The organism is Corynebacterium frankenforstense (assembly GCF_030211955.1).
Taxonomy (GTDB): domain Bacteria; phylum Actinomycetota; class Actinomycetes; order Mycobacteriales; family Mycobacteriaceae; genus Corynebacterium; species Corynebacterium frankenforstense_A.
In genome coordinates this window covers 111,188-137,489 of record NZ_JASODI010000003.1, presented here as the reverse complement: position 1 = coordinate 137,489, position 26,302 = coordinate 111,188, and the positions used below count along the sequence as shown (strand labels likewise).

The 26,302-nt window shown below is 72.9% G+C and carries 28 protein-coding genes; 22 read left to right on the top strand and 6 right to left on the bottom strand.

Features of this window, described 5'->3' with window-relative positions; all coding sequences use genetic code 11:
• The first annotated feature begins 15 nt into the window (after positions 1-15).
• Complete coding sequence (gene folC / locus QP119_RS02765) at positions 16-1,575, top strand: bifunctional tetrahydrofolate synthase/dihydrofolate synthase (RefSeq protein ID WP_423777747.1); 1,560 nt, start codon at positions 16-18, stop codon at positions 1,573-1,575.
• On the top strand, positions 1,572-2,009 hold the full coding sequence (locus tag QP119_RS02760) for a DUF4233 domain-containing protein (RefSeq protein WP_284773530.1): 438 nt from the start codon (positions 1,572-1,574) through the stop codon (positions 2,007-2,009). The genes folC and QP119_RS02760 overlap by 4 nt, the downstream gene beginning before the upstream one ends.
• Positions 2,010-2,113: 104 nt before the next feature.
• Here QP119_RS02760 and QP119_RS02755 read toward each other — a convergent pair whose 3' ends face one another.
• The gene (locus QP119_RS02755) at positions 2,114-2,452 is read right to left on the bottom strand and encodes a hypothetical protein (RefSeq protein ID WP_284773528.1); all 339 of its coding nucleotides are present in this window, start codon (positions 2,450-2,452) and stop codon (positions 2,114-2,116) included.
• 99 nt (positions 2,453-2,551) lie between these two features.
• On the opposite strand from QP119_RS02755, the gene QP119_RS02750 reads away from it, so the two are divergent.
• Positions 2,552-2,833: a hypothetical protein gene (locus QP119_RS02750; RefSeq protein ID WP_284773527.1), complete on the top strand. Its 282-nt coding sequence runs from the start codon at positions 2,552-2,554 to the stop codon at positions 2,831-2,833.
• A gap of 24 nt (positions 2,834-2,857) precedes the next feature.
• On the opposite strand, the gene QP119_RS02745 is transcribed toward QP119_RS02750, so the two are convergent.
• Positions 2,858-4,477 carry a fibronectin type III domain-containing protein gene (locus QP119_RS02745; RefSeq protein WP_284773525.1) on the bottom strand — a complete coding sequence of 540 codons (1,620 nt, stop codon included), beginning with the start codon at positions 4,475-4,477 and terminating at the stop codon, positions 2,858-2,860.
• Between the two features lie 156 nt (positions 4,478-4,633).
• Here QP119_RS02745 and ndk point away from each other — a divergent pair, with 156 nt between their 5' ends.
• Positions 4,634-5,044, top strand: coding sequence for a nucleoside-diphosphate kinase (gene ndk, locus QP119_RS02740; protein ID WP_284773523.1), 411 nt, complete (start codon positions 4,634-4,636; stop codon positions 5,042-5,044).
• 148 nt (positions 5,045-5,192) lie between these two features.
• Here ndk and QP119_RS02735 read toward each other — a convergent pair whose 3' ends face one another.
• Entirely contained in the window at positions 5,193-5,894 is a 702-nt protein-coding gene (locus QP119_RS02735) for a thioesterase family protein (RefSeq protein WP_284773522.1), read from the bottom strand.
• 82 nt (positions 5,895-5,976) lie between these two features.
• Positions 5,977-6,747: a hypothetical protein gene (locus QP119_RS02730; RefSeq protein WP_284773519.1), complete on the bottom strand. Its 771-nt coding sequence runs from the start codon at positions 6,745-6,747 to the stop codon at positions 5,977-5,979.
• 739 nt (positions 6,748-7,486) lie between these two features.
• Here QP119_RS02730 and QP119_RS02725 point away from each other — a divergent pair.
• The 18 genes from QP119_RS02725 (at position 7,487) to QP119_RS02640 (ending at position 25,150) form a co-directional block, all read left to right on the top strand.
• Entirely contained in the window at positions 7,487-10,597 is a 3,111-nt protein-coding gene (locus tag QP119_RS02725) for an Rne/Rng family ribonuclease (RefSeq protein ID WP_423777746.1), read from the top strand.
• Between the two features lie 218 nt (positions 10,598-10,815).
• A complete protein-coding gene (gene rplU, locus QP119_RS02720) occupies positions 10,816-11,121 on the top strand; it encodes a 50S ribosomal protein L21 (protein WP_284773518.1) in 306 nt (101 codons plus the stop codon).
• A gap of 45 nt (positions 11,122-11,166) precedes the next feature.
• On the top strand, positions 11,167-11,466 hold the full coding sequence (gene rpmA / locus QP119_RS02715; RefSeq protein ID WP_075664361.1) for a 50S ribosomal protein L27: 300 nt from the start codon (positions 11,167-11,169) through the stop codon (positions 11,464-11,466).
• Between the two features lie 122 nt (positions 11,467-11,588).
• The gene (gene obgE / locus QP119_RS02710) at positions 11,589-13,109 is read left to right on the top strand and encodes a GTPase ObgE (protein WP_284773517.1); all 1,521 of its coding nucleotides are present in this window, start codon (positions 11,589-11,591) and stop codon (positions 13,107-13,109) included.
• Positions 13,110-13,124: 15 nt separating this feature from the next.
• A complete protein-coding gene (gene proB / locus QP119_RS02705) occupies positions 13,125-14,249 on the top strand; it encodes a glutamate 5-kinase (protein ID WP_284773516.1) in 1,125 nt (374 codons plus the stop codon).
• A 14-nt stretch (positions 14,250-14,263) separates the two neighbouring features.
• Positions 14,264-15,187, top strand: coding sequence for a D-isomer specific 2-hydroxyacid dehydrogenase family protein (locus tag QP119_RS02700; RefSeq protein ID WP_284773515.1), 924 nt, complete (start codon positions 14,264-14,266; stop codon positions 15,185-15,187).
• 5 nt (positions 15,188-15,192) lie between these two features.
• Complete coding sequence (locus tag QP119_RS02695) at positions 15,193-16,110, top strand: D-isomer specific 2-hydroxyacid dehydrogenase family protein (protein WP_284773514.1); 918 nt, start codon at positions 15,193-15,195, stop codon at positions 16,108-16,110.
• A 37-nt stretch (positions 16,111-16,147) separates the two neighbouring features.
• On the top strand, positions 16,148-17,449 hold the full coding sequence (locus tag QP119_RS02690; RefSeq protein WP_284773512.1) for a glutamate-5-semialdehyde dehydrogenase: 1,302 nt from the start codon (positions 16,148-16,150) through the stop codon (positions 17,447-17,449).
• 4 nt (positions 17,450-17,453) lie between these two features.
• The gene (locus QP119_RS02685) at positions 17,454-18,290 is read left to right on the top strand and encodes a hypothetical protein (protein ID WP_284773511.1); all 837 of its coding nucleotides are present in this window, start codon (positions 17,454-17,456) and stop codon (positions 18,288-18,290) included.
• Positions 18,291-18,299: 9 nt separating this feature from the next.
• Positions 18,300-18,956 carry a nicotinate-nucleotide adenylyltransferase gene (nadD, locus tag QP119_RS02680; RefSeq protein WP_284773509.1) on the top strand — a complete coding sequence of 219 codons (657 nt, stop codon included), beginning with the start codon at positions 18,300-18,302 and terminating at the stop codon, positions 18,954-18,956.
• Between the two features lie 52 nt (positions 18,957-19,008).
• The gene (gene rsfS / locus QP119_RS02675) at positions 19,009-19,473 is read left to right on the top strand and encodes a ribosome silencing factor (protein ID WP_284773508.1); all 465 of its coding nucleotides are present in this window, start codon (positions 19,009-19,011) and stop codon (positions 19,471-19,473) included.
• Positions 19,474-19,486: 13 nt separating this feature from the next.
• A complete protein-coding gene (locus tag QP119_RS02670; protein ID WP_284773507.1) occupies positions 19,487-20,203 on the top strand; it encodes a histidine phosphatase family protein in 717 nt (238 codons plus the stop codon).
• Positions 20,200-21,009, top strand: coding sequence for a DegV family protein (locus QP119_RS02665; protein WP_284773506.1), 810 nt, complete (start codon positions 20,200-20,202; stop codon positions 21,007-21,009). The genes QP119_RS02670 and QP119_RS02665 overlap by 4 nt, the downstream gene beginning before the upstream one ends.
• Before the next feature lie 81 nt (positions 21,010-21,090).
• The gene (locus QP119_RS02660) at positions 21,091-21,798 is read left to right on the top strand and encodes a ComEA family DNA-binding protein (RefSeq protein WP_284773504.1); all 708 of its coding nucleotides are present in this window, start codon (positions 21,091-21,093) and stop codon (positions 21,796-21,798) included.
• On the top strand, positions 21,795-23,189 hold the full coding sequence (locus tag QP119_RS02655) for a ComEC/Rec2 family competence protein (RefSeq protein WP_284773503.1): 1,395 nt from the start codon (positions 21,795-21,797) through the stop codon (positions 23,187-23,189). Before QP119_RS02660 ends, QP119_RS02655 begins: the two co-directional genes overlap by 4 nt.
• Positions 23,168-24,112: a DNA polymerase III subunit delta gene (holA, locus tag QP119_RS02650; RefSeq protein ID WP_284773502.1), complete on the top strand. Its 945-nt coding sequence runs from the start codon at positions 23,168-23,170 to the stop codon at positions 24,110-24,112. The genes QP119_RS02655 and holA overlap by 22 nt, the downstream gene beginning before the upstream one ends.
• A 10-nt stretch (positions 24,113-24,122) precedes the next feature.
• Positions 24,123-24,509 (top strand): ankyrin repeat domain-containing protein, encoded by a 387-nt coding sequence (locus QP119_RS02645; protein WP_284773501.1) that lies wholly within the window; start codon positions 24,123-24,125, stop codon positions 24,507-24,509.
• Complete coding sequence (locus QP119_RS02640) at positions 24,506-25,150, top strand: LysE family translocator (RefSeq protein ID WP_284773500.1); 645 nt, start codon at positions 24,506-24,508, stop codon at positions 25,148-25,150. Before QP119_RS02645 ends, QP119_RS02640 begins: the two co-directional genes overlap by 4 nt.
• A gap of 90 nt (positions 25,151-25,240) precedes the next feature.
• Here QP119_RS02640 and rpsT read toward each other — a convergent pair whose 3' ends face one another.
• Positions 25,241-25,504, bottom strand: coding sequence for a 30S ribosomal protein S20 (rpsT, locus tag QP119_RS02635; protein WP_075664344.1), 264 nt, complete (start codon positions 25,502-25,504; stop codon positions 25,241-25,243).
• A 194-nt stretch (positions 25,505-25,698) separates the two neighbouring features.
• On the bottom strand, positions 25,699-26,241 hold the full coding sequence (locus QP119_RS02630) for a hypothetical protein (protein WP_284773499.1): 543 nt from the start codon (positions 26,239-26,241) through the stop codon (positions 25,699-25,701).
• Positions 26,242-26,302: the final 61 nt, after the last annotated feature.

Here is a 26,302-nt window from a genome sequence, read left to right as displayed (position 1 = left end):
GAGCTCGCCGAGGCGATGCTCGCCGGCGAGGCGCTGACCGCCGAGGAGCTGCACCGCCTGGAGAAGGCCGAGGAGAACCTCGGCGCCGGGGCCGACGCCTCGGCCGGCGTGCACCTCGACGAGACGGGCCTGAGCCTGCCGATCGACATGGCCGAGGAGGCCGGTCCCGCCGAGGACGTCGCCATCGAGGAACCCGTCACCGAGGAGGACCTCGCCGCCCTGGCCGAGGTCGAGGCCGAGCTGAACCAGCGCTGGCCCGAGACCAAGATCGACCCGACCCTCGAGCGCGTCGAGGCCCTGATGGATCTGCTGGGCTCGCCCCAGAACGCCTACCCGGTCATCCTCGTCGCCGGCACCAACGGCAAGACCTCCGTGGTGCGCATGGTCGAGTCGCTGCTGCGCGCCTTCCACCGGCGCACCGGGCGCACCACCAGCCCGCACCTGCAGCAGGTCACCGAGCGCATCGCCATCGACGGTGTGCCCGTGCACCCGCGCCGCTACGTCGAGACCTGGCGGGAGATCCGGCCCTACGTCGAGATGGTCGACGAGCGCTTCGGCGTGCCGATGAGCAAGTTCGAGGTGCTCACCGCCATGGCCTACGCCGCCTTCGCGGACGCGCCGGTGGACGTCGGCGTCGTCGAGGTCGGCATGGGCGGGCGCTGGGACGCCACCAACGTCGTCTCCGCCCAGGTCGCCGTCGTCATGCCCGTCGGCCTGGACCACACCGAGTACCTCGGCGACACCGTCGGCGAGATCGCCGGGGAGAAGGCTGGGATCATCAAGTCCCGCTGGGACACCGACGACCTGCTGACCCCGCCGGACAACATCGCGATCCTCGCCGAGCAGGAGCCCGAGGCGATGGAGGTGCTGCTGCGCCGCACCGTGGAGGTCGACGCCGCCGTGGCCCGCGCGGGCGTGGAGTTCGGCGTGGAGTCCGCCGGCGTGGCCGTCGGCGGGCAGACCCTGACCATCCGGGGCCTGGCCGGCGAGTACACCGACATCTTCCTGCCGCTCTCGGGCGAGCACCAGACCCGCAACGCCGCGGTCGCCCTGGCCGCCGTCGAGGCGTTCTTCGGCGCCGGGGCCGGCCGCCAGCTCGACCAGGACACGGTGCGTCGCGGCTTCGCCCCGGTCACCTCGCCGGGCCGCCTCGAGCGGGTGCGCTCGACGCCGACGACCTTCATCGACGCCGCCCACAACCCGCACGGTGCGCGTGCCCTGGGCGCGGCGCTCGAGCGCGACTTCGACTTCCGTCGCCTCATCGGCGTGGTCGGCATCCTGGCGGACAAGGACGTCCGCGGGATCCTCACCGAGCTCGAGCCGCACCTCAGCGAGATCGTGTGCACGGCCAACACCTCGCCGCGCGCGCTGAACGCCGAGTCGCTGGCGGAGATCGCCCGCGAGATCTTCGGCGAGGAGCGCGTGCACGTCGCCGCCGCCCTTCCCGGGGCGGTAGAGTTGGCCTTCGAACTGGCCGAGGACGCCGACATGCAGTCCGGCTCCGGCGTCATCGTCACCGGCTCGGTGGTCACCGCCGGTGAGGCCCGCACCCTCTTCGGAAAGGAACCCGCGTGAGCGACAGGCCCGCGAACGAGACCGCCGGGGTCGAGTACGGCCCGCTGGGGCCCGGACACGCCCCGGAGAAGGACCCGCTCAAGGGCCTGCGCGGCGTGATGGCCGGCACCCTGGTCATGGAGGCGATCAGCTTCGCGCTGGTGCTCACCGTCATCCTGCGCGTCGACGGGGGCGCCTACTGGACCACCGTCAACTGGGTCTCGGTGACGGTGCTCTCGCTGGCCTTCCTGGTGCTGGCCTTCCTGCAGCGCTACAGCTGGGCGACGACGGCGGTCGTGGTGCTGCAGGTCGTCGCCCTGGCGGGCTTCCTCATCCACCCGTCGATGGGCATCGTCGCGCTGCTGTTCATCGCCGTGTGGGCCTACATCCTCTACCTGCGCTCCAACCTCATCGAGCGCATGCGGCGGGGGCTGTTGACCACCCAGCACATGTAGACGCGGCACCCGCGCCGAGGTCCCGCACGCGGAACTGTACCCCCGGTCACCAACCGGGAGTTATTCTTTTGCCGGGCGACAGTCTCCTCCGTCAGCCGCCCGCATCAGAGACCACGGCGAGAGGACGGCGGGACCATGTCGGCCGAGAACGAATTCCGCGGACCCGACGGCGGGGCCCCGGCCACTGAGGGGCAGCCCGGCGGGCCCGGCGCCGGCGTCATCGCCGTGCTGGCGGTCGGCGTCGTCGCGGTGCTCGCGATCGTCGGGGTCCTCGGCTGGGTCAGCTGGAGCCGCTTCAACGTCGGCGCCCCCGAGACCACGGCGCCCACCAGCTCGCCGCTGATCTGGGTCTCGCCGTCTTCGGCGCTGTCTTCGACGACGTCGACCTCGGCGACGGCGACGTTCTCGCCGGAGCGCACGACCGAGACCACGGCACCGACCACGACGCTCCACGCGCAGGACCTGCCCGAGTACGACGCGGAGCTGCAGTACCTCGACGACAAGTGGGAGCACTACCGGGCGCTGGCGGCCTCCGGGGAGCTGTGGCTCTACGCCCCGACGGGCAGACCGTCGACGAGACCTACAACCGGGCGTTCTACTACCTGCTCACGGACAAACACAGCGCCAGGTACTTCTGGGACATCGAGGGGTCGAGCCTCGAGGAGGTCCGGGAGAAGGTGGGGGAGAAGCGTGAGGAGATCGACGAACTCGAGCAGCGTTTTCTGGCGCGCGAGCCGCTGGACTCCACGGTGCACATCGGCTTCGAGGACGGCACCGAGTTCTACTCCGACGGCACCTACTCCGGCGAGCAGGGCGGGCGCTGACCACCTGCCCGGCCGGAGGGCGCGCTAGACCAGGCCCAGGCGGGCGAGGAACTCGCGGGTGCGCGCGTCGATGTCGGCCAGGGTGCCGGGGTGGCCGAGCACGGCGGCGATCGCGCCGATCAGGCCGAACAGGGTGATCCCGCCGAGCACGCCGGCGGCGATGATGCCGCCCTCGGAGGAACCCGAGGAACCGGAGGAGCCGTCGGCGCCCGGCTCACCGGGCTTGCCCGGCTTGTCGTCGCCACCCTGGTCGCCCCCGTCGCCCCCGTCGCCGTTGTCGCCGGGCTCACCCGGCTCCTCGGGCTCGTCCGAGTGGTCGAGGGTGAACTCGTCGACGAGCGAGCTGTCCTCGACGTTGCGGGTGGTCACCTTCAGCGTGTCGTCGTCGACCTCGATGTTGGTGTAGTCGGGGGTGTAGTCCTGGTCCCACCAGGCGGTCGACTCGTGCGGCAGGCCCTGCTCGGCGGCCTCCTCGCGGGTGATGCCCTTGTGGCGGTCGGAGCGGGTCGGGCCGGCCAGGTCGTAGAACTTCGAGCCGCTCGAGGAGCTGCCGGTCAGGTAGAGCGTCTGGCCCTCCTCGGGGTGCAGCCTGTCACCAGGGCCGGCGGCCTCCTCCGGGACGACCGGCTCCAAACCCTCCATCAGGTGGGTGCGGGTGTGGATGTGGTCGTGCCCGCTGAGCACCAGGTCCACCCCGAGCTCGGAGAGCACCGGCGCGTAGGCCTCGCGCTGGGCGGTGACGTCCGAGTCGAAGTAGTGGTAGGCCTGGCTGAACGGCGCGTGGTGGTAGGTCACGATGACCCAGTCCTTGTCGGCGCCGTGCTCGGTGACGGTCTCGCGCAGGTAGTTGACGTTGTTCTGGATCTGCTGGGCGCCCGTCACGTTCGAATCGAGGGCGACGACGAGCGCGTTGTTGTGCTCGAAGTAGTAGTTGCGCGCCGAGCCCGGGGCCCGGTTGGGCATGTTGAACTGCTCGTCGAAGAGCTGCGGGGCGAAGACCTCGTGGTTGCCCATGATCGTCGCGGACGGCAGGCTGCGCAGCTGCTCCGGGCTGTGGAACTCGTCGTACTCGTCGAAGCTGAACACGTTGACCTGGTCGCCGCCGGAGAGCAGCCAGGAGGCGTCCGGGTGCGCGGAGGTCATCGTGTCCACGGTGGTGCGCCACTGCTCGCCGTCGGCGGCGGCGTCGCCGCTCGCGCCGATCTGCGGGTCGCCGACGTAGAGGAAGTTCCAGGCGCCGTCGAAGGACTCGGTTGTGTATTCGGCCGGCTCGCTCCAGCCGGAGGCCTCGCTGCCGACGCGGTAGGTGTAGGCGGTGTCGGGCTTCAGGCCGGTGACGGTGGCCGTGCGCGACTGGCCCACGCGCGAGTTCAGCTTCTGCTCGGCGGGGACCTGCTCGGCGGACTCGAGGTCCTCGCCGGCCGGGGCGATCTGGACGTACTCGGTGCCCGTGGCGGAGCTGCGCCAGGACAGGTTCAGGCTGGTCTCGTCGGGGCCGGGGGTGATCATCAGGTCCGCGGCGCGGTGGGTGATCCCGCCGGCGCGCTCCTGGGCGTCGGCGGGGACGACGGCGAGGCCGAGGGCGAGGGCGAGGGCGGTGACGCCGGCGGTCGCGTGGCGCTTCGGGGAAGAAATGAGAGTCATGTTCAGCAGGAGATCACGCCGGGGTTACCGCAGGGTTAAGCCCCGACGAATTCTTGTGAGGCACCTGTGAGGTTCCCACCAATCCGGGGGACCGCACGGGTCCGGGCGCGCCTCCGGGTGCGGCGGGTCAGGGGGTGCTCCGGTAGGGTGTCGGCCATGACTGAACGCACCCTCATCCTCATCAAGCCCGACGGCGTCCAGCGCGGCCTCGTCGGCGAGATCATCTCCCGTATCGAGGCCAAGGGCCTCAAGCTGGCCGCCCTCGACCTGCGCGTGACCGACCGCGAGACGGCCGAGAAGCACTACGAGGAGCACAAGGACAAGCCGTTCTTCGGCGAGCTGGTCGACTTCATCACCTCCGCGCCGCTGATCGCCGGCGTGGTCGAGGGCGAGCGCGCCATCGAGGCGTGGCGTCAGCTGGCCGGCGGCACCGACCCGGTCTCCAAGGCCGCCCCGGGCACCATCCGCGGCGACTTCGGCCTGTCCGTGGCCGAGAACGTCGTCCACGGCTCGGACTCCCCGGAGTCCGCCGAGCGCGAGATCGGCATCTGGTTCCCGAACCTCTGATCCGCACCTGAACCGCCCCCGCCTGACGCGGGGGCGTTTTTCATGCCCTGCACGCCGTCATGTCTGCTGCGCCGTCACGCCCTGCGCACCGTCAGGCACTGGTTGGCCCGGCCGACCGGGCCGTGGACGTCGTGCAGCACCGAGCTGGTCAGCCCCACCCCGTCTGGGCCCAGGAGACCGTCGTGTCCAGCCCCGTCCACTCCGGGTCCGGGCGGCGGAAGAGGTGCACGGTCAGGTCCACGTTCGGGAAGGCCCACTCGCCGGGCTCACCGCGCGGCGCGACACCGTTGGCCGCGTCGACGCGGGCGATGAACTCGGCGACGTCGTGGCTTTTCTCCCCGGCAACCAGCGTGTTCGGGGAGGTGATCCACGTCGTCGAGGCCCCGGGGCGCGGCGTGGAGACCTGCCGGGAGACGATCTGGGCGATGAACCCGCCCGGCCAGGTCGCCGTCATGTCGCGTTCCTCTCCCACGTGCGGCGGCTCGATCGCCGCCTCCTCGACCCCGGCGCCCGTGCTCGAGTCGAAGGCCGCCAGGTACCAGGCCCGTGCGGTGAGCACCGGCCGGCCCCCGCTGGTCATCGTCGCCTGCACCAGCTCGATGGTGCGCCCGGGGCGGAGAACCTCGACGTCGACCCCGAAGCCGGTGAACGGCAGGCGCCCGAGGATGTCGAAGCTCACCCGCGCGAGCTGGTCCGGCGCGCCGTCGCGCCGCGCGTTCTCCATCTCGTGGACGAGCAGCCCGGCCAGCGGGGCGAAGTGGTGGTCCTCGTCGGACCAGGCGCCACCGGCGTGCGCGGTCGGCTCGAAGGTGCGCGCGCCGGTGCGCACGAAGAACGATTCGTCTGCCATGCCCCGAGCCTATGGGGCGCAAACAGGTCCATGTGTGCTTTCGCCCACAATTTCCGACGCCCCGGTGGTCGACGTCGGCGCGTCAGCGCCCCTCGTGCAGCGCGTGCAGCGTGTGCGCGCCGGTGCGCGTCAGCTCGACGAACACCTCGGCGCGCCGGTCGCCGGCGTCGATGTCCGACGTCGCGACGAGCCCCTCGCCGCGCAGCGCCCGCAGGGCGGGGGCCAGCGCCTCCGCGGAGTCCTCCTCGGCGATCCCGAGGGCCCGGCCGAGCAGCCAGGTGCGCACGCGGATGCCGTCGACCGCGCCGAGGCGCACCAGGGTGCCGAGCACGTCGAGGTGCGCCTCGGCCGCGCGCAGGCGGGCGTCGGTGACGTCGGCGATGTCGCTGGCGGCGACGATGGCCTGCAGCCGGCGCTTCCCCGCCCGGCTCTTGCGGCGGTAGCCGGTGCGCAGCGCGAGGGCGGCGGCCGCCCCGGAGGCCACGCCCAGGCCCGCGGCGGGTACCCACAGCGGCAGGTCGAGCGCGCCGACGGGCACCAGCTGGCCGACGGCGGGGCCGAGCAGGGTGACCGCGGCGGGCAGCAGGAACGCCTTGCCGTTGAAGTCGGTGGGGGCCAGCGTCTTGACGTCGTAGCCCTCGCCGTCGGCGAGGGCCTTCGGCTCGGTCAGGTAGACGGCGATGAGCATCACGGCGAGCACGCTGAACGCCACCACCGAGGCCCCGAGGTGCATCGCGGCCGTGGACACCCCGGCGCCGACGGCGAAGATCGAGGTCACCGCAGCCGAGGGGGCGAGCGCCTGCGGCAGGGCCGGGGGAGTGCCGGGTGTGCGGTGGGCGGGCTCGTTGTTCATCGTCGCCAGGGTAGCGCCGGGGATCACGGCGCGCACCGGGCCGCGCCCCGCGGCCAAACGCCGGGGCGTGTGTCAGAATGGTGGGCGAGGCGGGTGTGCCCCGCCGCACGCGGGGCACGGCCCCGCCACACAGACTCATAAACAACCCGCCCACGGTCGGCCCTCCCCTGCAGAGGAGACGCCCGGGCCGGGGTCCCGCGTCCCGAGCGGCGGCGGCGGTCCAGGTGGACCGTCTGCGCCCGGGGCGGGGCCCCGCGGACCCGCGCGCCGAGCGACCGTCAGAGCACAAGGAGACATTCCCGTGGCCAAGAGCCCGAAGAAGAAAACTGAAGAAGCCGTGGACACCGCGGAAAACCAGGCCCCGGAGCAGACCGGGGAGAAGAAGTCGGCCGGCACCCGTCGCGGTGCGACCAAGCGCACCCGCAAGCGCTCCGTGAAGCGCCCCGCCGGCGAGGCCGCCGAGACGACCGCCGCCGAGTCCGCGCCCACCACCGAGGAGGCCGCGGGAACCGCGGAGGCCGAGAAGCCGGCGAAGAAGACCCGACGCAAGGCCACCCGCACGACCACGAAGAAGGCCTCGAAGTCGAAGGCCGGGAAGGACGTCCCGAAGAAGGGCGCGAGGAAGTCGTCGAAGAAGGCCGCCGAGACCGTGTCGGTCCCGGAGGCCAACGCGACGCTGGCCGCGCGCCTGGACCGCTCGCAGCTGGGGGAAAAGACCCGCGTCCACGCCCTGGCCAAGATGATCGGGCTCTCCTCGCGTGAGCTCGTCGCCGCCCTGGCCGAGCTGGGTCTGAAGAAGGTCGCCCAGTCCTCGCTCTTCCGCGAGGAGGCCGACCGCGTCCTCGACGCGGTCGCCGCCGCTGCGCCCGCAGCCGAGGAGTCCGCGAAGGACGAGAAGGCTGAAAAGGCTGAAAAGACCGAGGAGCCCAAGAAGGCCAAGCGGACCCGGAGGACCAAGCGGACCAGGAAGGCCGGCAAGCCTGAGGCCGCCGAGGAGAAGGCCGAGGACCAGGCTGCCGACTCCGGGAAGACCGAGGCCGCCGCCGATGCCGCAGACACTTCCGCCGCCTCCGACGCCGAGAGCACCGACGGCCGGGACGACGCCGAGCTGGCGAACATCCGCGTCCAGGTGGAGAACAACGTCGCCAACGAGATCAACCAGATCGAGCGCAAGGTCGACGACGAGCTCAAGGACAAGGCCACCGCCCGCGACGCGGACTCGCCGGTCTTCCTCTCCCCGGGCGAGGAGGCGGACATCTCCGACGACTCGGACAACAACTCCGCCGACAACGACCCCGACTCGGACTCCGAGGACAACACCGAGGACAACGCCGGCCAGGACGACGACGCCCCGCGTTCCCGCCGCTCCTCGCGCCGTCGCCGCGGCCGCCGCGGCACCGGCCGCGGTCGCGGGCGCCGTGCGACGTCGGCAAGCGACGACGGCCACGACGACGCCGTCACGGACGCGGACGCCCACGCCCCGCACGCGGAGAGCGCCGTCGAGCACGCGCTCGACGAGTCCGAGGGCGAGCTGCCCGACGAGCCGGTGGCGCTGAAGGGATCCACCCGGCTGGAGGCGAAGCGCCGCCGCCGCAGCGAGCGCCGCGAGGAGGCCCGCCAGCGCCGCCACGTGCTCACCGAGGAGGAGTTCCTGGCCCGGCGCGAGTCCGTCAAGCGCGAGATGGTCGTGCGCGAGCGCACCCGCAGCGACCACCCGGGCACCGTGGTGCAGGTCGGCGTGCTCGAGGACGAGATGCTCGTCGAGCACTTCGTGACCTCGGAGACGCAGTCGACGATCATCGGCAACCTCTACCTGGGCCGTGTGCAGAACGTGCTGCCGAGCATGGAGGCCGCCTTCATCGACATCGGACAGGGCCGCAACGGCGTGCTCTACGCCAGCGAGGTCGACTGGCGCTCCGCGGGCCTCGGCGGGCGTTCGCGCCGCATCGAGCAGGCGCTGAAGTCCGGCGACCAGATCGTCGTCCAGGTCACCAAGGACCCGGTCGGCCACAAGGGCGCGCGCCTGACCACCCAGATCTCGCTGGCCGGCCGCTTCCTGGTCTACGTGCCGGGCGGGCGCAGCGCGGGCATCTCCCGCAAGCTGCCCGTGCCCGAGCGCAAGCGCCTCAAGCAGATTCTGCGCCACGTCATGCCCGAGCACGGCGGCGCGATCATCCGCACCGCCGCGGAGAACGTGCCCGAGGAGGCCATCGCCGCCGACGTGCGCCGCCTGCACCGTCAGTGGGAGGACATCCAGGAGGCCGCCAAGCGGGAGAAGAATTCGAAGGGCTCACGCCCGGTGACCCTCTACGAGGAGCCGGACATGCTGGTCAAGGTGGTCCGCGACCTCTTCAACGAGGACTTCACCCGTCTGATCGTCGACGGCGAGCGCTCCTGGAACACCGTGCAGAACTACGTGCACTCGGTGGCCCCGGACCTCGAGGACCGCCTCGAGCGCTTCGACCGCCGCGAGCACGGCAACCGCGACGCCTTCGAGGTGCACCGCATCGACGAGCAGCTGCAGAAGGCGCTCGGCCGCGTGGTCTTCCTGCCCTCCGGCGGCTCGCTGGTCATCGACCGCACCGAGGCGATGACCGTCATCGACGTCAACACCGGCCGCTTCACCGGCTCCGGCGGCAACCTCGAGGAGACGGTCACCCGCAACAACCTCGAGGCCGCCGAGGAGATCGTCCGCCAGCTGCGCCTGCGCGACATCGGCGGCATGATCGTCGTCGACTTCATCGACATGGTGCTGCCGGAGAACCGCGACCTGGTGCTGCGCCGCCTGACCGAGGCGCTCGGCCGCGACCGCACGCGCCACCAGGTCTCCGAGGTCACCTCGCTGGGCCTGGTCCAGCTGACCCGCAAGCGCCTGGGCACCGGCCTGCTGGAGACCTTCTCCACGCGCTGCGAGTGCTGCGACGGCCGCGGCATCATCCTGCACGAGGACCCGGTCGAGGAGGACGAGAAGGCGCGCCGCCACGAGGAGCGCGACCGTCGCCGCCGCCACGACCGCGACAAGGGCCAGGGCTCCGGCGACTCGCACCGTAAGGACTCCAAGGAGAAGGACTCCAAGGAGATTGACGACGCCGCGCACGAGGGACGACCGTCGCGCCGGCGCCGTGGGCGCGGCGCGGGGCGTGCCTCCGACGAGGAGCTCGAGAAGCTGGCCGCCAGCGTCGTGGCCGGCGGCGACGAGGCCCCCGAGGAGGACTCGCGGGATTCGCACGAGGAGCGCGAGGGCCGCGGTTCGCGGGCCCGTCGCGGCCGGCGCGGCCGCCGTGGGCGCGGTCGGGGCCGGGGCCGGGGCCGCGAGCGTTCCGGCGAGGACCGGAACGAGGAGCGCGGTGACGCGGGCGTCGAGGAGATCACCCGCATCGTCGACCACGCCCTGAGCCAGGCCGACGCCGAGGACCCGGACGAGCCCTCGGGCGCGGACTACGAATCCGCCCTCGAGGAGTTCGAGAAGTCCCCGCGCCGCAAGCGCCGCACCCGCGGCAACTCGCGTTCGGACCACCGGCCGCGCCGGGAGGACTTCGAGAAGAAGACCGAGCCGGAGCACCGCGAGCCCGAGTACGACGCCGGGCGCGACTCGGATGCCGACTCCGACGCCGGGGACTCCGCCGCGGAGACCGCGAAGTCCACGGAGACGACGGTCGTCCGCGGGCGTCGTGGCCGCCGCAGTCGCCGGGCCGTGCGCCGCACCACGCGCCGCACCGGGCGCGAGCCGGAGCACAAGACCGAGCCGAAGCGGAAGGCCGAACCGGCCCGCGGGGAGGCCCGCCGGGACTCCGGCGCGCAGCACGGACGGCGCCGCGGGCGCCGGCGCGCGACGCGTCGACGCGGCTAGCCGGGGCGTATCCCGGGCGGAACGTGGTTTGTCTTTTCGCGTGTGCCTGGGGTAGCCTTTGACAGTCGCTGCTCCGGACGGGCTTTTCGGCCCCGCGCGGGTTTTCCGCGCCCTTCGCACGGGAGGGTCCGGCGCACCAGAACCACATCATGTACCAGTCAGGCCCGTCGACGGGATCCTGAACCGAGATTCGAGATTTTTAAAGGGGTAGCCCGCCTATGTACGCGATCGTCAAGACCGGCGGCAAGCAGTACAAGGTCGCTGAAGGTGACCTCGTCAAGGTCGAGAAGATCGAGGGTGAGCCGGGCGCGGCCGTGGCTCTCTCCCCGGTTCTGCTCGTCGACGGCGCCGACGTCAAGGCCAAGGCCTCCGAGCTCGAGGGTGTCAGCGTTGACGCCGAGATCGTCGAGCAGACCAAGGGCCCGAAGGTCAAGACCATGAAGTACAAGAACAAGACCGGTTACAAGCGCCGCGTCGGTCACCGCCAGAAGCTGACCGTCCTCAAGATCAACTCCATCAAGTAAGACGCCCAGAGCGCGCAAACTTTCCCGCGAAGGAGGGAATTCCACATGGCACACAAGAAGGGTGCTTCCAGCTCCAGCAACGGCCGTGACTCCAACGCCAAGCGCCTCGGCGTCAAGCGTTTCGGCGGCCAGCTCGTCAACACCGGCGAGATCCTCGTCCGCCAGCGCGGCACCAAGTTCCACCCCGGTGAGAACGTCGGCCGCGGCGGCGACGACACGCTCTTCGCCCTGAAGGCCGGCGAGGTGCGCTTCTCCACCAAGCGCAACCGTCGCGTGGTCAACGTCGACGAGGTGTCCCTCGAGGCCGCCCCGGAGGCCGAGGCCACTGAGGCCGCGACCGCGTAACACCCGGTCCACCTACACCGCAGAGCGCGGGTCCGCCTTCACCGGGCGGGCCCGCGCTCTTCTGTAGGCTCGCGTGCGTCACCTGCAGGCGAGTCGCCCGAGAGAACCAGGAGAGTCCCACCATGGCCCGTTTCGTCGACCGCGTCGTGCTGCACCTGACCGCCGGCGACGGCGGCCACGGGGCGGCGTCGACCCACCGCGAGAAGTTCAAGCCGCTCGGCGGCCCCGACGGCGGCAACGGCGGCCACGGCGGCGACATCCTGCTGGAGGTCTCCGAGCGCGTGCACACGCTGCTCGACTTCCACTTCCGCCCGCACATCAAGGCCGAGCGCGGCGCCAACGGCGCTGGCGACCACCGCAACGGTGCCCGCGGCGAGGACCTCGTCCTCCTGGTGCCGGTGGGCACCGTCGTGACCACCGAGGACGGCGAGCAGCTGGCGGACCTGACCGAGCCGGGCACCCGCTTCATGGCCGCCGAGGGCGGCTACGGCGGCCTGGGCAACGCGGCGCTGGCCTCCGCCAAGCGCAAGGCCCCCGGCTTCGCGCTCAAGGGCGAGCCCGGCGAGCAGCGCGACCTCGTCCTGGAGCTGAAGTCCGTCGCCGACGTCGGCCTGATCGGCTTCCCCTCCTCGGGCAAGTCCTCGCTGATCTCCGTGCTCTCCGCGGCCCGGCCCAAGATCGGCGACTACCCCTTCACCACGCTGCAGCCGAACCTCGGCGTGGTCAACGTCGACCACGACACCTTCACCGTCGCCGACGTGCCCGGCCTGATCCCGGGTGCGAGCGAGGGCAAGGGCCTCGGCCTGGACTTCCTGCGCCACATCGAGCGCACCGCCGTGCTCGTCCACGTCGTCGACACCGCCACCCTCGAGCCCGGCCGCGACCCGGTCAGCGACATCGAGGCCCTCGAGAACGAGCTGGCCAACTACCACTCGGCGCTGGCCGCCGACTCCGGCCTGGGCGACCTGGCCGAGCGCCCGCGCGTGATCGTACTCAACAAGGCCGACGCCCCCGAGGCCGAGGAGCTCGCCGAGTTCGTCCTGCCGGAGCTTCAGGAGCGCTTCGGCTGGCCCGTCTTCATCATCTCGGCCGTGGCGCACCGCGGCCTGGAGCCGCTGAAGTACAAGCTGCTGGAAATTGTCGACGCCGCCCGCGCCGAGCGCGCGGCGCGCGAGAGCGCGCGCCCGCACGTGGAGGCGCAGGTGCTGCGCCCGCGCGCCGTCGACAAGAAGGGCCGCGGCGAGTACGAGGTCGTGCCCGACCCGGAGGAGCCGGGTGCCTTCCTCGTGCTCGGCGACCGCCCGGAGCGCTGGATCATGCAGACCGACTTCGAGAACGACGAGGCCGTCGGCTACCTGGCCGACCGTCTGGCGCGCGCCGGCGTGGAGGACGCGCTGCGCGAGGCCGGCGCCGTCGAGGGCGCGACGGTGACCATCGGCGGCATCAGCTTCGACTGGGAGCCGCTGACCGGCGCCGGGGTGGACCCGACGGACTCCGCGCGCGGCACCGACGCCCGCCTGAGCCGCACCACGCGCCGCTCGGCCGCCGAGCGCAAGCGCGCCTCCCAGGCCCGCCGCGGCCTGATCGACGAGTACCAGTACGACGAGAACGAGACCGCCGACCGCGAGCGCTGGCAGGGCTAACTAGCATGTTCACCCATGAGTGAAACGTCGGATGTGCGCGCCCGCATCGCCGCGGCGCGCCACGTGGTGGTCAAGTTCGGCTCCTCCTCGCTCACCGGGCCCGACCACCTGGTCGACACCGCCCGCATCGACCGCTTCGTCGACGCCCTGCACGACCGCATGGCCCGCGGCGGCGACGTCACCGTCGTCTCCTCGGGTGCCGTGGCCGCCGGCATGGGCCCGCTGGGCCTCGACACCCGGCCGGCCGACCTGGCGACCAAGCAGGCCGTCGCCGCCGTCGGCCAGGTCCACCTGGTCAATGCCTGGTCCGCCAGCTTCGCCCGCTACGGGGGCACCGCCGCGCAGGTGCTGCTCACCTCCGGCGACGCGGGGCGGCGCGACCGCGCCCGCAACGCCCAGCGCACGCTGGGCCGGCTGCGCCGGCTCGGCACGGTGCCCGTCATCAATGAAAATGACACGGTGGCCACCAGCGAGTTCCGCTTCGGCGACAACGACCGGCTGGCCGCGATCGTCGCCAATCTCACCAAGGCCGACGCGCTGATCCTGCTCAGCGACGTCGACGGCCTCTACGACCGCAACCCCGCCGACCCGGGCGCGCGCTTCGTGCCCGAGGTGCGCACCGGCCACGACCTCAACGGCGTCGTCGCCGGCGCCGGGGGAGCGGTGGGCACCGGCGGGATGGCCTCCAAGGTCTCCGCCGCGCGCCTGGCCACCCGCGGCGGCGTGCCGGTGCTGCTGACCTCGGCGGGAAACATCGCGGACGCCCTGGGCGCCGCGGGCGTGGGTACCGTCTTCCACCCGCGCCCCGAGCGCGCGCTGTCCGCCTGGAAGTTCTGGGCCCTCTACGCGGCCGACGCCGAGGGCACCCTCGTGCTCGATCGCGGCGCCGTCGACGCCGTCACCGCCGGCGGCACCTCGCTCTTGCCGGTGGGCATCACGGCCGCCGAGGGCGAGTTCTCCCGCGGCGACATCGTCGACATCCTCGGCCCCGACGGCCAGGTCGTCGGCCGCGGCGAGGTCAACTACGACGCCCCCGTGCTGCGCGGCATGCTCGGCCTGCACGGCGGCGAGCTGCCGCCCGCCCGCCGCCGGCCCGTCGTGCACGCCGACTACCTGTCCAACTTCGCCTCCCGGCTCTAGTTAGTCTGGGCGGCATGAAGTTCACCATGCTGCCCGCCGTCTGGCCCGAACCCGTCGCCGAACTCGAGGCGGCCGGCCACGAATACGCCCGCGACCTCGACGAGGCCGAGTTCCTCGTCTGGTCCGGCGGCGCAAACGGCTTCCCGCGCCTGCCCGAGTCGGTCGGCTTCGTCCAGTACGTCTTCGCCGGCGTGGAGCACCTCATCGGCGCCGGTGTGATCGACGGCTCGGTGCGCTGGGCCAACGCCGGCGGCGTCTACGCCCGCCCCGTCGCCGAGACCGCCCTGGCGCTGCTGCTCTCCCAGCTGCACCAGCACAAGGCCGCCGCACTCGCGGCCTCCTTCGACGCGCGCTGGGACCTCGACGCCGCCCAGGGCTGGCTCTTCCGCGGGCCCACCGTCGCCCTCGTCGGCGCCGGCGGCATCGCCCGGGCGCTGATGGAGCTACTCGAGCCCTTCGGCTGCCGCATCATCGCCGTCAACAACTCCGGGCGCGAGGTGCCCGGCGCCGACGAGACGCTGGCGGCCGCCGAGGCCTACACCGACGGAGAGTTCTGGTCGCGCGCCGACGCCGTCGTGCTCTCCGCGCCCCTGACCGGGTCGACCCGCGGCCTCGTCGACGCCGCCGTGCTGCGCTGCATGAAGGACTCCGCGGTGCTGGTCAACGTCGGCCGCGGCCCGCTCGTGGACACCGACGCCCTGGCCGCGGCCCTGCGCGACGGCGAGATCGCCGGCGCCGGGCTCGACGTCACCGACCCGGAGCCGCTGCCGGACGGCCACCCGCTGTGGGCGCTGCCCAACTGCACCATCTCCCCGCACATCGCCGCCACCGACCGGGTGGCGCGCCACCTGATCGGCCCGCAGATCGTGGCCAACGCCGCCGCCTTCGCCGCCGGGGAGACCATGCCTACCGAGGTCGACGTCGAGGCGGGATACTGAGAGCCATGAAATACGTCATGCTGCCCGAGCCCTGGGAGGAGACCGAGGCGGACCTCGCCGCCGCCGGTCACGAGCGCGTAGAGGACCTCGACCAGGCGGACTTCCTGCTCTACACCGGCTACTGGGACGCCTTCCCGGAGCTGCCCGCCAACATCAGGTTCGTCCAGACCGCCTTCGCCGGCCTCGACGCGCTGGTGAGAAACGGCCAGCTCGACCCGAAGGTGCGCTGGGCCAACGCGGCCGGCTGGTACGCCGACAGCGTGGCCGAGTCGACCCTCGGCCTGCTCCTCGGCGTGCTGCACGAGCACAAGCTGGCCACCCAGGCCGGCTCCTTCGACGTCGTGCCGCGCATCCAGGCCCGCTCCCGCTTCCTCTTCCACGAGATGACCGTGACCGTCCTCGGCGCCGGCGGCATCGGCGAGCGCCTCATCGAGATGCTCGAGCCGTTCCACACCCACGTCATCGCCGTCAACACCTCCGGGCGCGAGGTCCCCGACGCCCACGAGACGGTGGCGCTCTCTGAGGCCGGCGACGCCGTGTGGGGCCGCACCGACGTGCTGGTCAACCTGCTGCCGCTCACGGACGCCACCCGCGGCGTCGTCGACGCCGACCTGCTGGCCGCCCTCAAGGCCGGCTGCATCGTGGTCAACACCGGCCGCGGCGGCACCGTCGACACCGACGCCCTGGTCGCCGCGCTCGCCTCCGGTCACCTGGGTGGGGCGGGCCTGGACGTCACCGACCCGGAGCCGCTGCCCGAGGACCATCCGCTGTGGGCGATGGACAACGTGCTGATCACCCCGCACACCGCGAACACGCTGCCCAACATGCACCGGGTCACCGGCCCGCGCACCCTGGAGAACATCGCCGCCTTCGAGGCCGGCGAGCGCATGCCCACCGAGGTCGACGTCGCCGCCCAGTACTGAGCCCGCCCGGCGCCGCGCCGCACTACACTCGTGGGCCATGACCGCCGACCAGACCCACGACGAGACCCCCGAGCGCCGCCGCGAACGCGAGGAGGTGCTCGCCGCCGCCCGCGCCGCGCGCGCCGTCGCCCCCGCGATCGCCCGGCTGAGCAGCGACGAGAAGAACGCCGCGCTGCACGCCGCCGCCGACGCCCTCGAGGTGCGCACCGACGAGGTCCTCGCCGCCAACGCCGCCGACGTCGAGGCCGGCCGTGCCGCCGGGATGAACGAGTCGCTGATCGACCGCCTCAGCCTCGACGCCGCCCGGGTCTCCGGCATGGCCGTCGGCCTCCGCCAGGTCGCCGCGCTCACCGATCCCGTCGGCGAGGTCCTCGGCGGGCACGTGATGGGCAACGGCATCCGCATGCGCCGCGTGCGCGTGCCCCTTGGCGTGATGGGCATGGTCTACGAGGCCCGCCCCAACGTCACCGTCGACGCCTTCGGGCTCGCCCTCAAGGCCGGCAACGTCGCGCTCCTGCGCGGCTCGCGCTCGGCCCGGCGCTCCAACGAGGCCCTGGTCGCCGTGCTGCGCGACGCCCTCGAGGCCTCCGGCCTGCCCCGCGAGGCCGTCCACCTGCTGCCGTGCGAGTCCCACGGCTCCGTGCGCGACCTGGTCACCGCCCGCGGGCTCGTCGACGTCGTCATCCCGCGCGGCGGCGCGAAGCTCATCGAGACCGTCGTGCTGGGTGCCACGGTGCCCGCCATCGAGACCGGCACCGGCAACTGCCACGTCTACGTCGACGCCTCCGCCGACCTCGAGCAGGCCATCGCCATCGTGCTCAACGGCAAGACGCGCCGGCCGTCGGTGTGCAACGCCACCGAGACCGTCCTGCTCGACTCCTCGCTTGATGACGCCGCGCAGCTCGCCGTGGTGCGCGCCCTCCAGGAGGCGGGGGTCACCGTGCACGGCGACGTCGACCAGCTCGCCGCCTTCGGCGCCCGCGACCTCGTCGCCGCCGACGAGCACGACTGGGGCGAGGAGTACCTGTCGATGGACATCGCCTGCGCCGTCGTCGACGGCGTGGACGGGGCCATCGCGCACATCGCGCGCTGGACCACGGGGCACACCGAGGCCGTCTGCGCCGAGTCGCGCCGGGTCTGCGAGCGCTTCACCGCTGAGGTCGACGCCGCGGCCGTCATGGTCAACGCCTCGACGGCCTTCACCGACGGCGAGCAGTACGACATGGGCGCCGAGATCGGCATCTCCACCCAGAAGCTGCACGCCCGCGGCCCCATGGCCCTGCCGGAGCTGACCAGCACCAAGTGGATCCTCGAGGGGGACGGCCAGACCCGGCCCTGATCTGATGAACCTCGCCGCCACCGCCAGAAGAGCTGCCCTCGCCGCCGCCAGCGCGCTGGTCCTCGCCGGGACCGTCGCTCCCGTGGCCGACGCCGCCGCGCCCACGCCTGCTGCGCCCGCGCCCGAGACCTGCCGCGACGTCGCGGTCGTCGCCGCCCGCGGCACGGACCAGACCGACCCCGACTTCGGCGACGAGGGGGAGACCCTGCGCGGGCTGCTCGACCTCGCCGAAGCCCGCCACCCGGGACTCTCCTCGCGTGCCGAGCTCATTGCGCTCGACCGCGAGGTCTACCCGGCCACCCTGGGCCTGCCGCAGCTGGCCGAGGAGGGCGAGCAGCTCAGCCCCGCAGACACGGCACGGCGCGCCCTCGAGGTGATCCCGGAGCTCGGCCAGGTCCACGCCACCGACCCGCGCGCGACGATCGAGGCGCTGCCCGGCCACCTCGAGCGCCGCGAGGCCGAGACCGGCTGCCGGCCCGACTACGTGCTGCTCGGCTACTCGCAGGGCGCGACGGTGCTCACCGGCCTGGAGGCCCGCCTGCACGCGCAGGGCCGGTTGCGCGGGGTGATCTACCTCGGCGACCCGCACGCGCCCCGCGGAGCCCTGCGCGGGCTGCCGGAGCTCATGGGCACCCCGCGCGTGCCCGCCGGCGAGGTCGAGCGCGTGGAGTACTGCCTGCCCAAGGACTTCAGCTGCGACTTCTCCGCGGAGGCCGCCGCGCTCGCCCTGGGCGACGGCGGCGGCCCGCACGACACCTACTTCACCGGCCGCCCGGAGCACGCCCCGCGCGAGGCGGAGGTCGCCGACGCCCTGGCACGCATGGTCGACGGAAACGTATAGTTCCGTTCCATGACTAGCCCGAACGGCGCAGCGCGCCAGCGTGTCGGCATCATGGGCGGCACCTTCGACCCGATCCACCACGGCCACCTCGTCGCCGCCAGCGAGGTCGCCCACCGCTTCGCGCTGGACAAGGTCATCTTCGTGCCCACGGGCAATCCGTGGCAGAAGGCGGACCGTCAGGTCTCCGACGCCGAGGACCGCTACCTGATGACGGTCATCGCCACCGCCTCGAACCCGCGGTTCTCCGTCAGCCGCGTCGACATCGACCGCGGCGGGCCCACCTACACCGTGGACACCCTGACGGACCTGCGCGCTCAGTTCCCGGACGCCGAGCTGTTCTTCATCACCGGCGCGGACGCCATGCGCTCGATCGTCACCTGGCACGACTGGGAGTCCATGCTCGACCTCGCCCACTTCATCGGAGTCACCCGCCCCGGCTACGAGCTCGACGAGGCCGTCGTGCCCGAGGTGCACCGCGAGCACGTCTCCCTGGTCGACGTGCCGGCCCTGGCGATCTCCTCGACCGACTGCCGCGAGCGCGCCGCCGCGGGTGCCCCGGTCTGGTACCTGGTGCCCGACGGGGTGGTGCAGTACATCGCCAAGCGCCGGCTCTATTCGACCGCCGGCGAGGACCGTCTGACCAGCCCGCATTCGCGGCGCCAGTGACGACGTGCAAAGATCGGGGTGAACAACCCTATCCCTAGACAAGAGGAACTGAGTGACTGTCTCCGAGGAATCCCGTCGGCTCGCGTCCGTGGCGGCACTGGCCGCCGACGACAAGCAGGCCGAGAACACCGCCGTCATCGACGTCTCCGACGTCCTGGCCATCAGCGACGCCTTCGTGATCGCCTCCGCCGGCAATGAGCCCCAGGTGCGCGCGATCGTCGAGGCCGTCGAGGACGCGATGTCCGAGGCCGGCGCCGAGCCGCTGCGCCGCGAGGGAAACCGCGAGTACCTCTGGGTCCTCCTCGACTACGGCGGAGTCGTCGTGCACGTCCAGCGCACCGCGGAGCGCGAGTTCTACGGCCTGGACCGCCTCTACCGCGACTGCCCGCTCATCGAGGTCGAGGGCCTCGAGCCGCCCGAGCGCCCCGGCCGCTGGGCCGACGAGGTCGACCCGAAGGACGCCGAGTCCGTCGAGGACCTGCCGCTGGCCGCCGAGGCCCCCGGCGTGGGCTTCTAGCCGGAAGCCTTCCATGGGCAGGCGACTGATCATGGTCCGCCACGGGCAGACCACCTACAACGCGACCCGGCGGATGCAGGGCCATATCGACACCGAGCTCTCCGAGACCGGCCGCGGGCAGGCGCGCCGGGCCGCCGAGCTGCTACGCGGCGCGGGCATCAGGCGGATCCTCTCCTCCGACCTGGAGCGCGCGGCCACCACGGCCGAGGCGATCGGCGAGGTGCTCGGCCTCGAGGTGCGCCGCGACGCCCGCCTGCGCGAGACCCACCTGGGCGAGTGGCAGGGCCGCACCGGCGCCGAGGTCGACGCCGAGCTGCCCGGCGCGCGCGCCCACTGGCGCCACGACGCCTCCTGGGCCCCGCCCGGCGGCGAGTCGCGCCTGGACGTCGCCCGCCGCGCCCGCCCCGTCATCGACGAGGAGATGGCCGCCTGGCCGGAGTGGGAGGATTCCGCGCTGCTCGTCGTCGCGCACGGCGGGGCGATCTCCGCGCTGACCTCGGACCTGCTCGGCTTCGCGGTGGACCAGTACCCGCTGCTTTCGGGCCTGGGCAACGGCTGCTGGGTGCAGCTGACCGCCCGCCCGCGCTACCGCCCGGAGGAACCCGCCGCCGGCGCCGCATTCACCCCGGAGACCGTCGGGGACGCCCAGTGGTACCTCGACGGCTGGAACCTCGGTTCCACCGGCGCGGTCGAGGGCAACGTCGACATGGGGGAGGGGAGCGCCCGGTGAGCGTGCGCATCGTCACCGACTCCTCGGCCGGACTGCCCCCGGGCGTGGCCGAGGAGCTCGGCATCACCGTCATCGACCTGCACGTGATGAGCACCGACGAGGGCGCCTCCACCGCGGGCCTGTCCTCGCTGGAGCTGTGCGCGGCCTACGCCCGCCAGCTCGAGCGCGGCGGCGACGACGGCGTGGTGGCTCTGCACCTGTCCAAGGAGCTCAGCTCCACGTGGTCCTCGGCGGTGGCCGCCGCGGCCATCTTCGACGACGCGGTGCGCGTGGTCGACACCGGCGCGGTCGGCATGGCCGTCGGCGCCGCGGCGATGGCCGCCGCCCGCCTCGCCCAGGACGGCGCGGGCCTCGACGAGTGCTACGCGCTGGCCGTCGACATCCTCGACCGTTCGGCGACGTGGGTCTACCTGCACCGCCTCGACGAGCTGCGCCGTTCGGGCCGCATCTCGACGGCCACGGCGGTGCTCTCCACGGCGCTGGCCAGCAAGCCGATCATGCGCATCGAGGACGGCAAGATCGAGCTGGCAGCCAAGACGCGCACCCAGACCAAGGCCTTCAGCAGGCTCGTCGAGCTCATCCTCGAGGGCGCCGAGGGCGAGCCCGTCTTCGTCGCCATCCAGGAGAACGAGGCCCGCGAGTCCGGCCGTCGCCTCTCCGAGATGCTCGAGGAGGTCCTCCCCGAGGGTTCCACGGTGATGATGGTCGAGCTCAGCGACGTCCTCGCCGTCCACGCCGGCCCCGGCTCGCTGGGCGTCAGCGTCGTCTACTCCAACCACCTGAAGGATCTCGACCTCGGCCTGTGAGCTTGTGGATGGACCCGCACCATCCACAGCCGCGCTCCGCCCGCACGCCGCGGGACCGTCCGGCCGCCTAGCGTCACGGCCATGAAGTCCGTCGCAGACCGCCTCGGCGAGCTGGCCCGGCCCACCGGCGAGGAAGACCTGATGCGCGTCGCCTACCCGGCCCCGCGCCTACGCGTCACCGCCCGCCAGGGCGCGCTCGTCGCCGCCGTCCTCGCCGTAGCCGTCGTCGTCTGGTTGATCGTCTCCTCCGGCCCCGAGAAAGAGATTTCCGACGCCGCGCCCGCCTCCGGTGTGCCCGTCCCACCCCTCTCCGCCACGGCTGCCCCCGGCGAAGCCGGGAGCAGCGGCGAACTGGTGGTCTCCGTGGTCGGCCACGTGCCCCGCCCGGGTCTCGTCACCCTGCCGCCCGGGGCACGTGCCGCCGACGCGCTCGAGGCCGCCGGCGCGCTCGAGGGCGTGGATCCCCGGGCGGTCAACCTCGCCCAGCGCCTGACCGACGGCGAGCAGCTCGTCGTCCCCGCCCCGGGCGAGCCGGTCCCGGAGCCGGCGCCGGCGCCCGGTCCCTCCGGTGGGTCGGGTGGCGGCTCGGGCGGCGGAGGTGCCGTCTCGCTCAACTCCGCGGACGCCGCCGAGCTGACCACCCTCCAGGGCGTCGGCGAGGTCACCGCCGCCGCCATCGTCGAGCACCGCGAGTCCATCGGCGGGTTCACCTCCATCGACCAGCTCACCGAGGTCCGCGGCATCGGCCCGGCCAAGCTCGAGGCGCTGCGCGACCAGGTCACGCTGTGAGCGAGCTGCGCCTGGCCCCGGCGGCCCTCCTGGCCTGGGCGGTCGCCCTCGCCATCCTCACGGCCACCTGGTGGCCCGCCCTCCTCATCACCGCCCTGACCGCCGGTGCCGCCTGGTACCTGCGCGCGCCGGGCCAGGCGATACTCGTGGCCGCCGCCGGTGCCGCGCAGACCGTGGTCACCGCCGTGAGCGCCGCGCGCGCCGCGGTGCGCCCGCCCGCCGAGGTCACCGGCACGCTGGCCGCCCCGGCCCGCCAGATTGACGCCGGGCTCTGGCTGCTGCGCATCCGGGTGCCCGACCGCCCCGCCCCGCTACCGGTCTTCCTGCGCGACGAGGAGCTTTCCCACCTGCCCGCCGGCACCCCGGTCACCGCGGACGTGCGCTGGCGGGCCGACGAGTCGCCCGGCCTGGCCGGCTACACCGGCACCGCAGGCTCCCTCGAGACCGGCGAGCCCACCGGCCACGCCGGCTGGGTCGCCGGGGTCCGCGCGGCGCTGCGCGCCGCCTCCGATGCCCACGTGGGCGAGTCCTCCCGCGGGCTGGTGCCCGGCATGGTCTTAGGCGACACCTCGCTGATGACCCCGGCCGAGGAGCAGGCTTACATCGACACCGGCCTGACCCACCTGACCGCCGTCTCCGGGGCCAACGTCACCGTCGTCACCGCCGCGGCCTTCCTCGTCGTGCGCCTTGTCGGCCTGGGCCCGCGTGTGCAGGTCGGCGCCGCCTTGGCCGCGCTCGTCGTCTTCGTGGCCCTCGTCGGCACCGAACCGTCCGTCCTGCGTGCCGCGGTCACCGGCTCGGTCGGCCTCCTCGCCGTCATCGGCTCCGCGCGCCTGGAGCCCGCCCACGGGCTCTGCCTGGCCGTCCTCGTCCTGCTGCTCGTCGACCCGGGGCTGGCCGCGCAGTGGGGCTTCGCGCTCTCGGTGGCCGCCACCGCCGGCATCGTCGCCGTCTTCCCCGCCCTCTACCGCGCGCTGGCCCGCCCCTGGCTGCCCGACGCCCTGACCCGCGCGGCGTGCGTGGCGCTGGCCGCCGACGTGGTGACCATGCCGCTGATCGCCGGGATGGCCGGGCGCGTCTCGCTGGTCTCCGTGGTCGCCAACGTGCTCGTCGCCCCCGCCGTGGCCCCGGTGACCGTCCTCGGGCTTATCGCCGCCGGGCTCGCCGTCCTGCCCGGCGGCCTCGAGGCCGTCCCGCTTGTCCTGCTCGAGCCGTGCACCTGGTGGATCCACCGCGTCGCCGTGGCGCTGGCCGAGCTGCCCCTGGCCACCGTTGCCGCAGGCCCCCTGTGGGTGGTCGTCTGCTACGGGTGGGTCGTCTTCGTACTCCTGACCCGGCGCCGCGGAGGGGGTGTGGCACGATGGTGGCCATGGACGAGCAGGTGCACCTGATCCTGGGACCGGAGACGTTCCTGGCCGAACGCGCGCGGGAGGCGATCATCGGGCAGATCCGCGGCGGGCGCGAGGGGATCACGGTCACCGACATGCGCGCCGGGGACGTCACCGCCGCCGAGCTGCTCGGGGTGCTCTCCCCGTCGCTCTTCGGTGACGACCGCATCGTGGTCCTCCACGACGCCGACAGGGCCGGCGACGAGGCCGCCGAGCAGATCCTGAAGGCCGCCGTCGACCCCGGCCCCGGCATCTACCTCGTCGTCGAGCACACCGGCAAGGGCCGCACGAAGAAGATGGCCCAGAAGCTCGCCAAGATCGCCCACGTCTGGCCCGCCGACGAGATCAAGCAGCGCGATCTGCACAGCTGGGTTAACCGCGAGTTCCGCGAGCACGACGCCCAGGTCGCCCCCGACGTCGTGCGCGCCGTCCTCGAGGGTGTGGGCTCCGACCCGCGCGAGCTGGCCATCGCCGTCGAGCAGCTCGTCGAGGACGCCGACGGGCCCGTGACCACCGCCGTGGTGCGCGCCTACTACGCCGGGGTCGCCGAGGTCTCCAACTTCGACATCGCCGACTGGGCCGTCTCCGGCCAGACCTCCCGCGCCGTGGCGGCCGTGCGCCGCGCCCTCCAGCTCGGCGAGAACCCCGTGACCATCGCCTCGGCGCTGAGCAACAAGGTCGGCATGATCGCCCGCCTGTACTCCACGCGGGGCCGGGCCGACGAGACCGCCCTGGCCCGCGAGCTCGGCGCCCACCCCTTCGTGATCAAGAAGACGCTGCCCGTGGCCCGCCGCTGGTCCGGAAAGGCCGTCTCGCGCGCCGTGATCCTCATGGCCGAGCTCGACGCGGAGGTCAAGGGTCAGGGCGGCCAGGCCGAGTACGCCGTGGAGAACGCCGTGCGCCGCGTCGCCCGGCTGGCCGGTTAAAGTGTCTGCCATGACCAACCCCGAGCTCCCCGAAGACGTCCAGGAACTGGCCGGCCGCCTGTTCGACATGGCCCGCGAGGGCGACGAGACGCTCCTGGTTTACGTCGACAAGGGCGTGCCCGTCGACCTGGCCAACCAGGACGGCAACACCTTCCTCATGCTCGCCGCCTACGCGGGCCAGGTCGCACTCGTGCGCGCGCTCGTGGAACGCGGCGCGGACGTCGACAAGCTCAACGACCGCGGCCAGGCGCCGCTGGCCGGCGCCATCTTCAAGAAGGAGGACGACGTCGTCGACGCACTCCTCGACGCCGGTGCGTCGGCCACCGCGGGCACTCCCAGCCCCGTCGACACCGCGCGCATGTTCGGCCGCGAGGACCTCCTGGACCGATTGAGGTGACCTGGGCCCAGTTCGCCTCGGCGATGCTGCTCAACCTGCTCGGCGTCGCCTCGCCGGGTCCGGACATCCTGCTGACCACGCGGCTGGCCACCCGCTCGCGCGCCCACGCCTACCGCGCCGTCGCCGGCGTGCAGACCGGTGCGCTGATCTGGATCACGGCCACCGTCCTCGGCGCCGCCGCGCTCTTCAGCGCCTACCCGGCCGCCGTCGGCGTCATCGAGCTCGTCGGCGGCGTCTTCCTGGTGCTCATGGGCCGCGGCATGGCTGCCTCCGGGCCGCGCCAGCGCCGCGAGCCGCCGGCGGACGCCGAGGCCGCCGCGGCCGCCCTGGGCACACCCTGGTCGGCCTGGCGCACCGGGCTGGCGACCAACCTGTCGAACCCGAAGATCGTGCTCTTCCTCGCCGCGATCGTCGGCCCGCTGCTGCCGCCGGATCCCTCCCTCGGCGAGGCCGCGCTGCTCGTGCTGGCCCTCTGGCTGCCCTCGATCGCCTACTTCTGGCTGTTGGCCACCGTCGTCTCCACCGAGGCGGTGCGCCGCCGGCTGCTCGGCGCGGGCGCGTGGATCGACATCGGCGCCGGCGTGATCTTCCTGCTCATCGGCGCCGTCCTCGCCTGGCGTGGTGCAGTCGCGCTCTTCTAGCCGCGGGGGAGGGGCCGGGAGCCGACCCGGGTGCAGGCACGAAAAAACCGCCGACGTTACGTCGGCGGTCTCTTGCGGCTCTGGCGAGCGTTAGGCCAGCTTGTTCAGGGCGCGGGCCATGTTGGACTTCTTGTTCGCCGCGTTGTTGCGGTGGAAGACGCCCTTGGTCACGGCCTTGTCCAGGGTGCGCGACGCGACGCGCAGCTGGGCCTCGGCGGCGGACTTGTCGCCGGCCTCGACGGCCTCGCGGAACTTGCGGATCTCGGTGCGGGCCGCGGAGCGGACCGCCTTGTTGCGCTGACGACGCTTCTCGTTCGTCAGGACGCGCTTCTTCTGCTGCTTGATGTTCGCCATGGGACTACCTCTTTGACGTCGAAATGGTTCTGGACGCGTTCCGGGAGCGTGTCCGCTCCGGGCACCGGCCGTTCGGGCGAACCCAAGGTCCTGAACACCTCATCCGGTCGGCGCAACCGCACCCGTGGCGCGGTCAACCTGGGGAATGCTAGCAGCGCGCGGGGCAGATCCCCAAAACGCGGGCCCCTGCCGGCTCAGCTCCAGCCGTAGCGGGAGCGCAGCTTCGCGGCGATGCGGTCGAAGCGCCCACGCGGCAGGAAGATGCCCTGGCGGCGGATGCCCAGCTCGGAGACCTCGAGGACCCGGTCCAGGCGCACCCAGCAGGAGCGCCCGGAGGGGTCGAAGTCGCCGGTGCCGATGCCCAGCCAGCGGTCGTCCTCGGCGTGCTCGGGGTTCGGGGAGATGAGAAGCCCCAGTACCGTGTTGCGGTTGTGGCCGACGACCAGGATCGCCCGCTCGCGCAGCGGGGCGTCTGCGCCGTCGGAGGGCGCCCAGATGAAGACGACCTCGCCCGGCTCGGCCTGCCCGTCCATGCCGGGCGCGTAGTAGAGGGCCCGGGCCACGGAGTCGGTGGTGTGCACGCGCACGGCCTCCTGCGCGCGGTCGCGGTAGTCCTCGCGGGTGCCGCGTCCCAGGCGGGCGTTGATGCGGGCCAGCCCGGCCTCGATGGGCGGGGCGTCGGGAAGTACGCGGCGCAGCAGCCGCCCGAGGCGGGTGCGGGCTGGTGGTTTGGGCATCGGCGGTTCTTCGCGTGCGTTCCGGGGCTGGTTCTGTCGACGACCTGGGCGTACTCGCCGT

Bases quoted from the DNA above. Each gene is read 5' to 3' on its own strand.
- nadD (WP_284773509.1), top strand. From the start codon at position 18,300: ATGACTAGCCCGAACGGCGCAGCGCGCCAGCGTGTCGGCATCATGGGC.
- QP119_RS02690 (WP_284773512.1), top strand. From the start codon at position 16,148: ATGACCGCCGACCAGACCCACGACGAGACCCCCGAGCGCCGCCGCGAA.
- QP119_RS02700 (WP_284773515.1), top strand. From the start codon at position 14,264: ATGAAGTTCACCATGCTGCCCGCCGTCTGGCCCGAACCCGTCGCCGAA.
- holA (WP_284773502.1), top strand. From the start codon at position 23,168: ATGGACGAGCAGGTGCACCTGATCCTGGGACCGGAGACGTTCCTGGCC.
- QP119_RS02660 (WP_284773504.1), top strand. From the start codon at position 21,091: ATGAAGTCCGTCGCAGACCGCCTCGGCGAGCTGGCCCGGCCCACCGGC.
- rpsT (WP_075664344.1), bottom strand. From the start codon at position 25,504: ATGGCGAACATCAAGCAGCAGAAGAAGCGCGTCCTGACGAACGAGAAG.
- QP119_RS02685 (WP_284773511.1), top strand. From the start codon at position 17,454: ATGAACCTCGCCGCCACCGCCAGAAGAGCTGCCCTCGCCGCCGCCAGC.
- rpmA (WP_075664361.1), top strand. From the start codon at position 11,167: ATGGCACACAAGAAGGGTGCTTCCAGCTCCAGCAACGGCCGTGACTCC.
- folC (WP_423777747.1), top strand. From the start codon at position 16: ATGCTCGCCGGCGAGGCGCTGACCGCCGAGGAGCTGCACCGCCTGGAG.
- proB (WP_284773516.1), top strand. From the start codon at position 13,125: ATGAGTGAAACGTCGGATGTGCGCGCCCGCATCGCCGCGGCGCGCCAC.
- obgE (WP_284773517.1), top strand. From the start codon at position 11,589: ATGGCCCGTTTCGTCGACCGCGTCGTGCTGCACCTGACCGCCGGCGAC.
- QP119_RS02695 (WP_284773514.1), top strand. From the start codon at position 15,193: ATGAAATACGTCATGCTGCCCGAGCCCTGGGAGGAGACCGAGGCGGAC.
- ndk (WP_284773523.1), top strand. From the start codon at position 4,634: ATGACTGAACGCACCCTCATCCTCATCAAGCCCGACGGCGTCCAGCGC.
- rplU (WP_284773518.1), top strand. From the start codon at position 10,816: ATGTACGCGATCGTCAAGACCGGCGGCAAGCAGTACAAGGTCGCTGAA.
- QP119_RS02735 (WP_284773522.1), bottom strand. From the start codon at position 5,894: ATGGCAGACGAATCGTTCTTCGTGCGCACCGGCGCGCGCACCTTCGAG.
- QP119_RS02645 (WP_284773501.1), top strand. From the start codon at position 24,123: ATGACCAACCCCGAGCTCCCCGAAGACGTCCAGGAACTGGCCGGCCGC.
- QP119_RS02745 (WP_284773525.1), bottom strand. From the start codon at position 4,477: ATGACTCTCATTTCTTCCCCGAAGCGCCACGCGACCGCCGGCGTCACC.
- QP119_RS02725 (WP_423777746.1), top strand. From the start codon at position 7,487: ATGATCGGGCTCTCCTCGCGTGAGCTCGTCGCCGCCCTGGCCGAGCTG.
- QP119_RS02630 (WP_284773499.1), bottom strand. From the start codon at position 26,241: ATGCCCAAACCACCAGCCCGCACCCGCCTCGGGCGGCTGCTGCGCCGC.
- QP119_RS02730 (WP_284773519.1), bottom strand. From the start codon at position 6,747: ATGAACAACGAGCCCGCCCACCGCACACCCGGCACTCCCCCGGCCCTG.
- QP119_RS02670 (WP_284773507.1), top strand. From the start codon at position 19,487: ATGGGCAGGCGACTGATCATGGTCCGCCACGGGCAGACCACCTACAAC.